Consider the following 14,045-nt stretch of genomic DNA (forward strand, 5'->3'; position numbering starts at 1 on the left):
CATATGCGAATTCTGAACATTTGTGCCTACTCCTGGGAAACAGGAGGCCCCCCCAAAATCATCTTCGACCATACTCAGGTTGTACTGCGTCAGGGTCACCAGGTCGATATTCTGAGTCCCATCTCGCCCGGCGAACGTCCTTACCCGGTACCTGAGGGCGCGCGGTTAATTCTTTGCAAACGAACACCTGGTATCAGCCGATTTTTCAGGGAGTTTTCGGGCGAACTGTACCGCTTTTTACAGAAGCACGTCCGCGACTATGATGTCATTCACTGCCATGGACTATGGCACTTTGGTACGCTGGCGCCGTTTATGCTCGACCGGCAGGTAGCCAAGATTATCACCATTCATGGCGTACTTGACCGCTGGACCTACGCCCAGAATAACTGGAAAAAGCGCATCATGGATACGCTGGCGCAGAAAGCGTATCTGCGTCGGGCCGATCTGGTGCACATCAACAATACCGACGAGCGCGAAGACGTGCTGCGGTATCTGGGTTACCAGCATCCCAACGTGGTCATCATTCCGAACGGGGTCAAGATGAGTGATTTTGTCAGCTTACCCGCCAAAGGTACTTTCCGAACCAAATTCGGTTTGCCACTCGACCAGAAAGTAGTTTTGTTCCTGAGCCGACTGAACAAGAAAAAAGGACTCGATCTGCTCCTGCCCGCCTTTCGGGATTACGTACGCCAGCATCCGGGCACCGTGCTGGCCCTGGCTGGTTCTGACGACGGGTACGAGGCTGAAACCCGGCAGTTTATCGAGCAGAACAACCTGGGTGATTCGATTCGGATGGTTGGTATGCTGACGGGCGACGACAAAAAAGCGGCACTGGCCGACGCTGATCTGTTCACGCTGCCCTCCTACTCCGAAGGCTTTTCCATGGCCGTGCTCGAAGCCATGGCTGCTGGCACTCCGGCGCTGGTATCTGATCGGGTTGGGTTCGGAGAGGCCATTCGTGAACACGAGGCCGCCGGCCTGGTCGACTTAACGCCTGAAGGTGTACGGGCGGGACTGGAACGCATGCTGGGCAACGATGCCCTGCGGGAGCGGGTCCGGCAGAACGCCACGAACCTGCTCCGGACCCAGTACGATATTGAGATCGTAGCGAAACGACTTCTTGACGAATACAGTCGGGTGGCCCGTAAAAAATAAACCGCCGGGACTAAATCCCGGCGGAGTCTATACATCCCGCCTGATCACCTTCGACCAGTCGACCTGCCGTTCGGCTTCGGCCAGGTCGATAAACGGAAAATCGTTCAGCAGCTTGTGTAGCTTGGGCCAGCAGTGTTTAAGACCGTAATAGGATTTGAACTGGCGTACCCGGCTCAGGCCCGGAATCATCGGCTGCCCGGCGTCAAAGTCGCGGGGGTGAAAATAGGTCATCACGTAGTCTGACCGGCGCATCAGGCCCCGAATGGCGGTATAGGGTAATAACCGAAAATAGCCCCCACCCGAGAAGATCAGATCCTGCCCCAGCACGGCGGCTGTGTTGATCGGGAACTCCTTCAGCAGTGTTCCGCCAACGTTCAGGTAGCCCGGCTCGAACATGCCCAGCGACGCATCGCCCCCGTGAGCCCGGCGGGCCGAAAACACCGAGCAGTCAATTTCGATTCCCTGCTCAATCAGAATCGGGAATACCCACCGGTTATACTCTTTGATAGAAAAACCCGGCGCCCGGTACGACCGCACTTTCTTGCCGGTCAGGTCCTGCAGGTGTTTGATTGATCGCTCCAGATCGGCCTGAAAATCGGCAGGGGTCTGCTCATAGGCCAGTTGGTGCGCGTACGAGTGGGTTGCGACTTCGTATCCGGCCGCATCGATCCTACGAATCACATCGGGGTGCTTATCGGCGACCCAGCCCAGACAGAAAAATGTGGCCCGGCTTTTCGTTTCATCCAGCAGCTGGAAGATCCGATCCATGTTCTCATAGATTCGGGTTTCATAGCGGCCCCATTCGGCTTCGGTCCGCGTCGACGCATTGTCCAGAATGTGAAACCACTCTTCAATATCAAATGTCAGAATATTCATAACTAAGGATGAAGGGAAAGATGGGTAAAGAAACAGGACTCAGACAAGTGTCCAGCCTCTTGGGCCTTCCTCCTTTTCAGTAAAACCGTTTGCCGGCTTTTAAAAACTCGTTGACGTCGTTGCGGGTGGGAAACGAAAAATAGGTCATCTGCGACGCATCGTTCTCGATGAGCTGGTAGTTACCGCTATGAATTTTATCGATCGATTCCAGAATAGCGTCCATGCCCATTTTCTTCGTGACATCGATCAGTTCAGCCTGGCTCCGGTTACTGATCTCCAGTTTGTTCTGTACCAGAATTGGCCCGCTGTCGATGCCTTCATCGACAAAAAACACCGATACCCCGGTATGGGTCTCGCCATTTTTCAACACCCAGAACGACGGCATCAGTCCCCGGTACTTCGGGAGCAGCGCCGTGTGCAGATTGATACAACCGTGGGTAGCCACGTCGAGTAGCTTCTGTTTGAAAATCTGGTTACCGGCAATAGAGACCAGGAGGTCAGGTTTATAGGCCCGCAGCTTCTGCAGATTTTCTTCTTTATTGATATTTCCCTCTATATGAACCAGGGGAATATTTCGGTCAGACAGCACTTTACGAACGTTATTACGGCTATCGAGCTTCGAGGCTACGAACTTAAAGCCATACCGAATGAAGAAGGGTAAGCCGAAAATATCGTACGTCTTCTTCATTTTATCTTTAAAGCTCTCACGCTTGCCAAAGGGCGATACGTCAAACACCACCGTTGCTACAACTTCGGCATAGGGTGGCAATTTTTTCAGCAGGTAGTCAATGTTGCGGGCGAGGTAGAATGGATCGTCCTGCGTGAGAATAACTAGGCGCATAGATAAGTGAATCACAATGATGACAGCGCAAAACTACGGAATCCCGCGCAAAGCCAACGCGGATTCGCTTACCGTACAATCAGCTTCCGCTGTACAGTATGCCCCTGAGTAGTCCCCAGATCAGCAACATACAACCCGGTAGCCAGTCCGTCGAGGGCTATCGAGACTGTTTTACGGGCGGGACCCGTCCAGCTTTTAACCAGCCGCCCCGTCAGGTCGCGCAGATCGATGCGGGTAAATTGTACCTGATCGGATTCTATGTGCAGCTGTTGACCGGTAGCCAGCGGATTGGGATAGACCTGCACCAGCGGGGCCACAGGCTCGATACCCAGCACCAGGGGCCTTCCCATTACTACATTACTGTATTGAGACTCGGAGACCGCGCTGAACGCCCGCATCCGGTAGTAATAGATGCCGAACGGATCGGGCAGGTTTGTATCGGTAAACGAAGCTTCACGCGCCGTCAGGCTGGCAATCTGCCGGAAGTTTACCGGCGTTCCATCGGCCCGCTCAATAATCTGTACCTGGGCCGTTGGCAGCGCGGGCCAGCTGAGCTGAATTTCCTTCTCAGAGATCGGTTTGGCGGCCAGCGTACTTACGGTTGGAATAGCATCTGCCACGGGAAACCCATCGAATGAAAACGCCCGGATGCCCCGCTTGTTCCGCAGGGTTGGCCCGTCATAGAAATCAGACGTTGGTGGGTCCGAGAACACCGATGGCAGATAGCGTAAAAACCGCGCCGTAGCAGGCCCTTTCAGCGCCAGCTTTACCCGATTCTGCTGGGCATTTCCGGCCACTATCCAACCCGGCTGCTCATCCAGGTAGAAATAATCTTTTTGGTATCTCTCTTTTATAATCTTTCCATTCGAAAAATCATAAGTAATCGAGTCTGCCTTCCAGACCATATCCATACCCGGATCAAATACCAGCGTTATCGAGTCCTTCCGAGCATTATAAAACGCCTGTTTGATATCTGGCGAGTTGATCTGCATCGTGTCTGTAGAGCCGTAAAAATCACGGGCAATTTGCCGGAATTGCTCAAAAGCCATCTGTTTGTGTCCGTCTACGCCATAGTGCGTACCATCATACGTTCTCGTTCCAACGGTGGCAATCGTCTCTACATTTTTGAACAAATATTTTGTACGCCGTTGAAAGTCACGTAAAGCCGCAGCTCCTGAACGCTGCGCAGACATTAATATGTTAATCTGGCTTATGTAGATGCGGGCATTACCGTAATCTTCACGAATCTGATCATACAAGGTTGCAAATTTCTTGTCATAACCTGCAGGATCCGTTCCTGCCTCCGCTTCTCCCTGTTTCCAGATAAATCCTTTCACCTGCCGGGCCACGCCCGCCCATTGAGCCCGGCGGAGCAGTTTTCCGTAATAGAAATAGGGATTGGCAGGGTTAACCGGATCACGGGCTGCCAGTTCGGTAATGGGTTTCCCGCCCTCTGCGCCGTTAATGATCAGTGTCGGAATATTATAATTGGCCAGAATCAGTCGTTGCAACGTAATCCCAAACCCACCTACGCTATTATCTCCCTGGGTAAGCTGAAACCAATTTATATTCTGCACATCGTCTCCGGTGTAGGAGCAATTTCGCATGAATCGATCCTGGGGTTCAAACCCGTAGTCTCCTTCGTCAATACCTACCCGAGCCTGTGCGTTTGACTGGCCGTGAATTATAAATACATCACCGCAAACAAGCCGGCTTCGTGTAACAGATAATACTGTATCAGTATCCGTATATAAATACACTTCTATTCCGTATTCCGCCCGTTCGGCTTTGATTGTTGTACTAAAGCTGAATGGTCTGTCGGACTCGCCCACCAGGGCTTGGCTCAGTATATCGGTTACGACCCCTTCCCGCAGCACCTTTACCCCAATGCGTTTGAAGTCGCTCCAGGTAACAGTACCGCTTACTACGATTTTTGCCTGATTTTGAGCATCACGCGGATAGAGCTGTAGATTGCGGGGCAGTTCGGTATAATTTACCTGGCCCGAAACCGAAAAATAGTATAAAATCAATAAAAGGGTACAGTAAAGTCGCTTCATCGGCTTTTTCCCGTCTAAAAAAAGTTATAATATTGCGTCGACAATCGGCGCGTGGATAGTGGTGTAAAAATAATACCGAAAAGGCATTATTCGTATCGCAGACATGTTCTTTCGATTGATTTCGTATACAAGTTATGACTGACGTTTCTGTCATCATTTTAACGTTCAACGAGGAGAAGCATCTCGCCCGGTGTTTACAAAGTCTGCAATCCTTTACAGACAAAATCTTTATCGTTGACTCGTTTTCGACCGATCGCACGGTAGAGATTGCTCAGTCAATGGGCGCTGTCGTTGTTCAGAATACCTGGGTCAATTATGCTACCCAGTTCAACTTCGGTATTGCCAACACGCCTTTCAAAACGGGTTGGCTCATGCGGATGGATGCCGACGAGTATGTACTGCCTGAACTAGCCGGTGAAATTACACAGCGATTACCAACCCTGGCGGCTGATATATCGGGTGTTTATGTGAAACGTCGAGTTATGTTTTTCGACCGCTGGATGCGCCGTGGTGGGTATTATCCAATCTGGTTACTGCGACTCTGGCGCCGTGGTCAGGGCCTTTGTGAAGAAATCTGGATGGACGAGCACATTAAGCTGGCGGACCAACAGGGTTCACCTGCCCAAACTGCTCATTTTCAGCATGATCTGGTAGACCACAACCTGAACAACCTGACCTGGTGGACTCAGAAACACAATCAATACGCAATTCGGGAAGCTATTGATTTGCTGAATATAAAGTATAACTTCGAAGATGCCAAACGAGTAACACCGAAGTTATTCGGATCTCAGGAGCAGCGCACGCGATTCCTGAAATTGCAATATGCTTCGCTGCCTTTATTTACCCGGCCCTTTTTGTACTTTTTGTACAGATACATTATCAGGCTGGGCTTCCTGGATGGTCGCCCGGGCCTGATGTGGCATTTTCTACAAGGGCTTTGGTATCGGTTCCTGGTCGATGCCAAGCTGTACGAAGTTTATCATACAGTTGGTCACGATAAGCAGGCAATCATCGACTATTTCCAATCAGAGTATGGCAAGAACCTCAAACCCGGCCGCCCCCATCCCGTCGGCTAGCGCAGCCTCTGCCGGCGAGGCATCTTCGGGTGCCAAGACCGATCTGGCCCGCTTTGACAACGACTGGTACAAGCCGGGTCCACGCTGGAAAATACTACTGTGGTTTCTGGCGAACTCAGTGTTTTTAAATAATTACCTACCCATACCCGTTGCGCTGAAAACCGCTATACTGAGGCTTTTCGGTGCTAAAATAGGCGTTGGTGTTGTCATTAAGCCGGCTGTCAATATCAAATACCCCTGGTTTCTGACAATCGGCAACCATGTATGGATCGGCGAGCAGGTATGGATCGATAATTTAAGTGAGGTTGTTATAGGTAATCATGCCTGTCTGTCGCAGGGGGCTTTGCTGCTTACAGGCAATCACGACTACCGGCGGGTTACGTTCGATCTGACAACCCGTCCCATCACTCTTGACGAAGGGGTATGGATCGGTGCCAGAGCGGTGGTTTGTGCCGGGGTCCACTGTCAGTCGCATGCTGTGCTGTCGGTAGGGTCGGTAGCCACCCGCTCACTCAGCGCCTATGGTATTTATCAGGGAAACCCGGCCGTTCTGGTCCGCCAACGAATTATTACTCCGTGAAAGTATCCATTATTACGGTTGTCTACAACGGCGCCGAACATATCCGGGATTGTATCGAGTCGATCCTGAACCAGACCTACGCTGACATCGAATACATCGTTGTCGACGGCCAGTCGACTGATGGTACCGTTGATATTGTTAAGTCATACGGCACGAGAATTGCGCGATTTATTTCAGAGCCGGATAAAGGGCTTTACGATGCCATGAACAAAGGAATTGGCCTGGCTACCGGCGACGTAATCGGCTTACTCAACGCGGATGACTTTTATCGGCACGATCGTGTTATCGACCATGTTGTGGCCACGTTTCAGCGTAGCGGCAGCGATGCTGTTTACGGAGACATGTTGTATGTTGATCGCAACGATACCAATCGGCTCAGGCGCTACTGGCGGTCGGGCTGGTACAGTCCAAACGCTTTTTTATGGGGCTGGATGCCGGGGCACTTGTCCTTTTTCGCCAAAAGGCAGCTCTATATACAGCATGGCCTGTTCCGGCTCGACCTGAAAAGTGCCGCTGACTACGAGCTGCTGCTGCGGTTCATTCATAAGAATAAAGCTAAACTGACCTATATGGATGAGGTAACCATTGTGATGCGGGACGGCGGAGTCAGCAACAAAAACGTTGGTAACCGACTGCGCGCCAATCGGGAAGACCAGCTAGCCTGGAAACTAAACGGACTTACCCCTTATTTTTTCACCCTTTGGCTGAAACCTCTGCGCAAGATAAGTCAGTACGTAACCCGACCCCCTCACCCGCCCGGTTCGCCTGTACACTAGTGACATAAGCCGTTTGATCAAATTTTTCTTGTGGTCTTAAATTAACAATTGATTTTTACGCTCCCTGCTGGGCCTGGTAGATATACACTCCTCTAACCAAAGAAGCAAAAAGGGGCTAGACAAACGGAGATACCAAACTCTGAATCACGCCATCACTAAACGACCAGCCTTATGAACATTGATTTATTTATTGCATACTTACAGCATAAGTTTGGAGAGGATATTTTCACACTTGGCCTGTATCAGTGCATATTATCCTTTTTAGTTGCCTGTTTCGTATCAGTCGTTTCCATCCCGGTAGTCATCAAGATTTCTGAGCTGAAGTCGCTGATGGAAAAACCGGGTGAACGTCGCTCTCACTCAACACCAACGCCCACCTTTGGCGGTATTGCTATCTACGCTGCCATCCTGATCGCCTATTTTCTCTGGCCCAGCATAGATCAGACCGATATATATCGTACCAACCTGTCCGTTGCCGGTATGACCATCCTGTTTTTCATCGGCATTAAAGACGATCTGGTTGGTATAGACCCGACCAAGAAGATTCTCTTTCAGGTAGTTGCAGCCATGATTCTGATCTTCTTTGGCGATCTGCGGGTTGATTATCTATATGGCATCATGGGTTTTCACCACATCGCAGAACTGGTTGGTATCCTGCTGACCTGCTTCATTTTCATCGCCCTGACAAACGCTATCAACCTGATTGATGGGATCGATGGCCTGGCCGGGGGAATTGCGACAATTGCCAGTGCTACATTTGGCGGGTGGTTTCTGCTGACCAATCACTTTGCCATGGCCTGCATGGCCTTTACGCTATCGGGGGCGCTGATTGGCTTTCTGCGGTTCAACTTCTCGAAGACCAGCAAGATATTCATGGGTAACACCGGATCGCTGATCATAGGCTTCATGCTGGCTTTCTTCGCCGTTCGGTTTGTGAATCTAAACGCGTCGTTCCGCTACGAACCTACCGCTTTCTTCAACGCGCCAATCATTGCGATCGTCATTTTGATCGTCCCGATCTTCGATACGCTGCGGGTGTTTCTGGTACGTATTCTGGCCGGTCGCTCTCCGTTCTCGGCTGACCGGAACCACATGCACCATATCCTGCTTGACAATGGCCTTTCCCATGCCGGAGCAACCGCTGTGCTGTGTGGTATATCGTTCCTGAACACGGTCCTGTTTTTCCTGCTCCACCGCAACATATCCAATACCATGTCATTGCTGATTCTGATTGCGCTTTTCGGTATATACATGGTGGTTAGCTTCACGCTTAAAATGCGGGTGAAGTACGTTTCGACCCATCCCCGGCGTCGTAAAGCGGTTCTCCGCCGTGAGCTGCAAAACGGAATTGTTGGCAAACGTATCGTCGATTATCTGTAACAATATAATCTTCTTACAAGCATACCCTCCTCCAACATAAAACCCCTGGCCATCTGGCCAGGGGTTTTATGTTGGAGGAGATCGTAACCGTAAACAGGTGGTATCGGCCGCTTGTGATAAGTATGCATGTCACCAATAGTGTGAAAACAGAGTTGGTAGCATGGCGATATGTAATTGACTCATCAAGTTTTGCGTCTACGAAACCGTGAGGCCTGATGTCTGAATTTACTAGTTTGCCCGATCAATGCCCAAAGCGTTTGGTAGGTCAACTAATAACTCATAAAAAAAGCACTTGACCATACAGACAAGTGCTTGATTTCAACGTGATCCCGTTTGGATTCGAACCAAAGACCGTCTGCTTAGAAGGCAGATGCTCTATCCAACTGAGCTACGGGACCGTATCTGATCCTGTGCGGGCATCGCCAAACTGATGAAGAGCAACCCGGTAGGCCAGATAATGCACAAAAGTACAGTGATCCGCCTGATTTTACAAAAACCGGTGGCTTTAATGGGCTGCTAATAGCCTATAACTATTCTCGTTAGTCGGCAAAAAATAGTATATGATAAAAGTCATATGATATACTAATAGTAATCAGTTCACAACAGGTTAAGTATACGCTGTTTTGTGTAAAAATACATCAGATGGACTACTGTATTGTCTACACGAGCTCGGTGACGTCGCTTCTGTCTTCTGCTGAGCTGGACAAGATCAGGCACCAGAGCCAGCTGAAAAACCAGTCACTAGACATAACCGGAATTCTTCTTTACTTCAATGGCTGCCTGATTGAAGTACTGGAAGGGCCGGAAAAAGCGGTAAAAGAGCTATTTAAAAAGATTAGCCATGATCCGAGACACAGCCAGCTTATCCAGCTATACGAAAGTCCAATCAGACAACGATCGTTTCCGGGCTGGTTCATGGGTTATAAATCGTTATCATCCAGCGAGTTTGAGCAAATTCGGGCGATCATCCCTTTCGTCAACAATCCGGCTGCTGACATCGATGCCCGACAAGAGAACGTCATTATTACCCTAGTGCAGCTTTTTTATAAAAATAATTATCGGAATTAAGTTATATTGTCTTACCAATTCAATCGAATCCACCGTATGCCTCTTTCAAGAAACCCACTGATTTACGTAGTCGATGATGATCCAGACGAACATTATCTACTACAAAGCGTATTTACCAACAAATATGCTGCCTGTAATTTACGCTGCTTCAGCCATGGCCGCGAACTTCTCACCCAGTTGACCCACCAGCTCGACGGACATCTTCCCGATCTTATTCTGCTCGACCTCGATATGCCCGTACTGAACGGACATGAAGTATTACAGGTATTGAAAAACGATTCAGACTGGCAGGGTATTCCCGTGATTGTGCGTACCTCGTCGGTAAAGCTAGCCGATATAAACCGGTCTTATGAACTGGGCAGCCGTGCCTTTATCGTAAAAAACAGTAGTTACCGTCAACTGGCTGAATGGGTTAGCGATCTAAGCAATAACTGGCTTAACTAAAACATATCAATAATTTCATTCTAAACGTATATTTTAGTACTATCCGTAACTTATTAACTTAAGAGTAGCCCAGACCCGATGGTTTGGGCTTTTTTTCAAAATAAATATACTTTTTTCAAAACTTTATAATCCACACGTAGTTTGTCTCCGTATATACATATCTATGAATGAAAAAACGTGATCTTCCGCGTTTTACGACTTGCTGTACCTGCCGCCCTGCTTTGCGCATTGCGGCTATTTTTTTGTATTGTTTACCTATAGGTTAGAAAGATTGGCAGGCATTTTGCTTGTGAATAAGTACCTATGTATCCAACAACTGTCCTGGAATTCCCCCATGCCAGCCCTTTTTGGGGCAGTGTGCTTTATGCATTCTACATCGTACAAACCGTAACTATTACGGATACTGATGACGCAGAGCCTTGTTTTTTTGTGTACAGTTTAAACTAGTTCAATATGAAAAAATAGCTACTTCATTCTATTCGATTTCGGGCTAGGTACCCAGCGCCTGTCGCGTTTTTAGCTCTTTGCTTTATCCAACTCTTCTGTTTAATTGAGCCTGTTGCAGGAACATTCTTATACCTGCAGCAGGCTCCTTATCGGTATAAGTCAACCGATTCTTTTGCCTGCTGAGGGCTACGAACTTCTGCACAGCGGTAATCAGGTACTTTGCACTGTCCGGCCAAGTTGCTTAGAACCCCAGATAATGAAATAGTCTGGTTAGCCCGGCCTGTGATAGCCGCTTGTCGGGCTTACCTTTGGCGTGTTGCCCAGGTACAGACAGTGCGAATTATCAACTGCTTAGTCTGGCCGACTGGCTGACGGAAAGGCTATAAGCTGGATAGCCCGACAAACCGTTTCGGCTTTAACCCCCATTATGCGTATAGTATGGGTAGTGGGCTGCGCAACAATAGAAATCTGAGCCGGATCCAGCGTTGCATCGAGATCAATAATCGTCTTTTGCAGCCTGGGGATGGTTCCTGAGTACTCTACTTCCAGAGGAACCAGAGTAGAAAAAACCGGACTACACATTGGGTTTGGATAGTCAAAGATCATTGTTGATGAGTGTTAGCTGGCGTATCGTTACCTGGTACACCAGTGAAGTAGAACAACAGGCAGTCCGTTGCCAGACTACCTGTTGATGATAACGAACGAAGTAAACTATTCTGTCAGGGCCCAATCAGGCCAGATCGAATCGGCCAAGATTCATCACTTTAGCCCACGCTGCGACAAAATCCCGCACAAACTTTTCCTGCGCGTCTCCGCAGCCATACACTTCAGCAATAGCGCGGAGTTCTGAGTTCGACCCGAAGATCAGATCAACCCGGGTTCCGGTCCACTTGCGCTCGCCCGTTCTACGATCACGTCCCTCAAAAACGTTTTGGGTTTCGGAGGTTGCTCTCCAGGTTGTTCCCATGTCGAGCAAATTGACAAAAAAGTCGTTGGTGAGCACCCCGGGCCGGTTGGTAAATACGCCATGCCGCGACTGATCAAAGTTTGTGTCCAGCACCCGCATACCGCCAATCAGCACCGTCAATTGCGGAACGGTCAGCGTCAGTAACTGAGCTTTGTCAATCAGCATGTCTTCGGCCGCCGACTTATGGCTGGGGTTCAGGTAATTGCGGAACCCATCGGCACCTGGCTCGAGCGCATCGAACGATTCTACATCCGTTTGCTCCTGCGAGGCATCCGCGCGGCCCGGTGTGAACGGCACTGTAATGTCAACGCCGGCACTCTTAGCCGCCAGCTCAATACCAACGCATCCACCCAGCACGATCAGATCGGCCATCGATATTTTTGTATCGCCAGCCTGCGCGTTGTTAAATTCCTGCTGGATGCCCTCAAGAGTTTTCAGAACAGCCGCCAGCTGAACCGGGTTATTGACTGTCCAGTCTTTCTGAGGTGCCAGCCGAACCCGTGCCCCATTGGTACCACCACGTTTGTCGGAATCGCGGTAGGTAGACGCCGAAGCCCAGGCTGTTGAAACCAGCTGCGATATGGTCAGGCCCGACCCCAGGATCTTACCTTTCAACTCGGCAATGTCCTGATCGTTGACCAGGGGGTGCGTAACGGCAGGAACCGGATCTTGCCAGATCAGCACCTCGGTTGGCACTTCTGGTCCAAGATAACGCTCTATCGGCCCCATATCACGGTGGGTCAGCTTGAACCACGCCCGCGCGAATGCGTCGGCGAACTCGTCTGGATTTTCATAGAAGCGTCTTGAAATCTTTTCGTAGGCGGGGTCCACCTTCAGCGCCAAATCTGTCGTAAGCATGAAGGGGGCATGCCGGATCGACGGGTCGTGTGCGTCGGGGATCGTACCCGCGCCGGCCCCATTTTTCGGCCGCCACTGGTGGGCTCCACCCGGGCTCTTGGTCAGCTCCCAGTCGAAACCAAACAGGTTATCGAAATACTCGTTGCCCCATTTCGTGGGGGTTGTAGTCCACGCCCCTTCGAGCCCACTGGTTATGGTGTGTGCCCCATGACCGGTGCCAAATGAGTTTTTCCAACCCAGGCTTAGCTCTTCAATGCTTGCGCCGGCGGGTTCAGAACCAACGTATTCGCTCGGACTGGCCGCTCCGTGGGTTTTACCAAATGTGTGCCCGCCTGCTATCAGCGCAACGGTTTCTTCGTCGTTCATGGCCATCCGACCAAACGTCTCACGGATGTCGTAGGCCGCGGCAAGCGGATCAGGGTTGCCCTGGGGTCCTTCGGGGTTCACATAGATGAGCCCCATGTGAGATGCGCCAAGGGGTTGCTCGAGTTTACGTTCCGGACCACTGGGGTACCGTACGTTATCGCCCATCCATTCGGTTTCAGATCCCCAGTAAATATCCTCTTCCGGTTCCCAGACATCTTCGCGCCCGCCACCAAAGCCGAACGTTTTGAATCCCATCGACTCCAGCGCGCAGTTACCGGCCAGGATCATCAGGTCAGCCCAGGAAATTTTCCGACCGTATTTCTGTTTGATCGGCCACAGCAGCAGACGAGCCTTGTCGAGGTTCGCATTGTCGGGCCAGCTGTTGAGGGGAGCAAAACGCTGGGCCCCGGAACTGCTCCCTCCGCGGCCATCGCCAATGCGGTAGGTACCGGCACTATGCCACGCCATCCGGATGAAGAAAGGCCCGTAGTGACCGTAGTCCGCTGGCCACCAGTCCTGCGAGGTAGTCATCAACTCAACTATATCCTGCTTGACCGCAGCCAGATCCAGCGACTTGAACGCTTCGGCGTAGTTGAAACCTTCGTCCATCGGATCGGTCAGAGACGAATGCTGCCGTAGTATGTTCAGCCGTAACTGATTTGGCCACCAGTCGCGGTTTCTCGTTCCACCACCAGCGCTCTTATTCAGTTCTCCATTCAGAAAAGGGCATTTGCCTACTGTATTGACGTGGCTTTCATCGTTGACGTCCAGCGCAGTTGTCTCAGGACTTCCGTTGTTTCCCATTATGATAGTGTTTAGTGGTTTTACGAATCAAATTTACATGAACCTTTATATAGTACCAATCTATTGTTTTTATACTGACATAGAGTAAATCTATAACGAAGATCTAACTGACACGCGGTTTGCCAACAAGCTGGCATTTGGGAGATGGCGCTTTCAGCAAGAACGCCTGTTTCGATTGGCACCATCAACAAGGGGCTATTTGCTACCCATAAAAGGCCGGTGAAAAAGGGAAAAAGAAAACCTGCTCAGATTGTGCGAATTAGCTCCATGGACAAGTACATCACTCGTGAGACATCTCCAATATCGGTCAGCAGCCTAATGTCATCCAGCAGAATAAAGACAACTACGGG

The 14,045-nt window shown here is 50.3% G+C and carries 11 protein-coding genes and 1 tRNA gene; 7 read left to right on the top strand and 5 right to left on the bottom strand.

Features of this window, described 5'->3' with window-relative positions; translation table 11 throughout:
- Window positions 1-3: 3 nt before the first annotated feature.
- Window positions 4-1,155: a glycosyltransferase gene (locus B1C80_RS04895; RefSeq protein WP_077919933.1), complete on the top strand. Its 1,152-nt coding sequence runs from the start codon at window positions 4-6 to the stop codon at window positions 1,153-1,155.
- A gap of 27 nt (window positions 1,156-1,182) precedes the next feature.
- Here B1C80_RS04895 and B1C80_RS04900 read toward each other — a convergent pair whose 3' ends face one another.
- The 3 genes from B1C80_RS04900 to B1C80_RS04910 form a co-directional block, all read right to left on the bottom strand.
- The gene (locus B1C80_RS04900) at window positions 1,183-2,031 is read right to left on the bottom strand and encodes a polysaccharide deacetylase family protein (RefSeq protein WP_077919934.1); all 849 of its coding nucleotides are present in this window, start codon (window positions 2,029-2,031) and stop codon (window positions 1,183-1,185) included.
- A 76-nt stretch (window positions 2,032-2,107) separates the two neighbouring features.
- A complete protein-coding gene (locus tag B1C80_RS04905; RefSeq protein ID WP_077919935.1) occupies window positions 2,108-2,872 on the bottom strand; it encodes a methionyl-tRNA formyltransferase in 765 nt (254 codons plus the stop codon).
- Between the two features lie 68 nt (window positions 2,873-2,940).
- Window positions 2,941-4,929: a sialate O-acetylesterase gene (locus B1C80_RS04910; protein WP_077919936.1), complete on the bottom strand. Its 1,989-nt coding sequence runs from the start codon at window positions 4,927-4,929 to the stop codon at window positions 2,941-2,943.
- Between the two features lie 134 nt (window positions 4,930-5,063).
- Between B1C80_RS04910 and B1C80_RS04915 the strand changes: the two genes are divergently transcribed.
- From B1C80_RS04915 to B1C80_RS04930, 4 genes are all read left to right on the top strand, one after another.
- The gene (locus tag B1C80_RS04915) at window positions 5,064-6,005 is read left to right on the top strand and encodes a glycosyltransferase family 2 protein (protein WP_077919937.1); all 942 of its coding nucleotides are present in this window, start codon (window positions 5,064-5,066) and stop codon (window positions 6,003-6,005) included.
- Window positions 5,962-6,585, top strand: coding sequence for a WcaF family extracellular polysaccharide biosynthesis acetyltransferase (locus tag B1C80_RS04920; protein ID WP_077919938.1), 624 nt, complete (start codon window positions 5,962-5,964; stop codon window positions 6,583-6,585). The genes B1C80_RS04915 and B1C80_RS04920 overlap by 44 nt, the downstream gene beginning before the upstream one ends.
- Entirely contained in the window at window positions 6,582-7,361 is a 780-nt protein-coding gene (locus tag B1C80_RS04925) for a glycosyltransferase family 2 protein (protein ID WP_077919939.1), read from the top strand. Before B1C80_RS04920 ends, B1C80_RS04925 begins: the two co-directional genes overlap by 4 nt.
- A gap of 171 nt (window positions 7,362-7,532) precedes the next feature.
- Window positions 7,533-8,741: an MraY family glycosyltransferase gene (locus B1C80_RS04930; protein ID WP_077919940.1), complete on the top strand. Its 1,209-nt coding sequence runs from the start codon at window positions 7,533-7,535 to the stop codon at window positions 8,739-8,741.
- A 324-nt stretch (window positions 8,742-9,065) separates the two neighbouring features.
- Here B1C80_RS04930 and B1C80_RS04935 read toward each other — a convergent pair.
- Window positions 9,066-9,139 (bottom strand) — tRNA-Arg (locus tag B1C80_RS04935).
- 244 nt (window positions 9,140-9,383) lie between these two features.
- On the opposite strand from B1C80_RS04935, the gene B1C80_RS04940 reads away from it, so the two are divergent.
- Together B1C80_RS04940 and B1C80_RS04945 are read left to right on the top strand one after the other, a co-directional pair.
- On the top strand, window positions 9,384-9,809 hold the full coding sequence (locus tag B1C80_RS04940) for a BLUF domain-containing protein (protein WP_077919941.1): 426 nt from the start codon (window positions 9,384-9,386) through the stop codon (window positions 9,807-9,809).
- Window positions 9,810-9,845: 36 nt separating this feature from the next.
- Window positions 9,846-10,253 carry a response regulator gene (locus B1C80_RS04945; RefSeq protein WP_077919942.1) on the top strand — a complete coding sequence of 136 codons (408 nt, stop codon included), beginning with the start codon at window positions 9,846-9,848 and terminating at the stop codon, window positions 10,251-10,253.
- A gap of 1,177 nt (window positions 10,254-11,430) precedes the next feature.
- On the opposite strand, the gene katG is transcribed toward B1C80_RS04945, so the two are convergent.
- Entirely contained in the window at window positions 11,431-13,695 is a 2,265-nt protein-coding gene (gene katG / locus B1C80_RS04950; RefSeq protein WP_077919943.1) for a catalase/peroxidase HPI, read from the bottom strand.
- Between the last annotated feature and the right edge of the window lie 350 nt (window positions 13,696-14,045).

The sequence above is a fragment of the Spirosoma sp. 209 genome, assembly GCF_002006735.1.
Classification (GTDB): Bacteria; Bacteroidota; Bacteroidia; order Cytophagales; family Spirosomataceae; genus Spirosoma; species Spirosoma sordidisoli.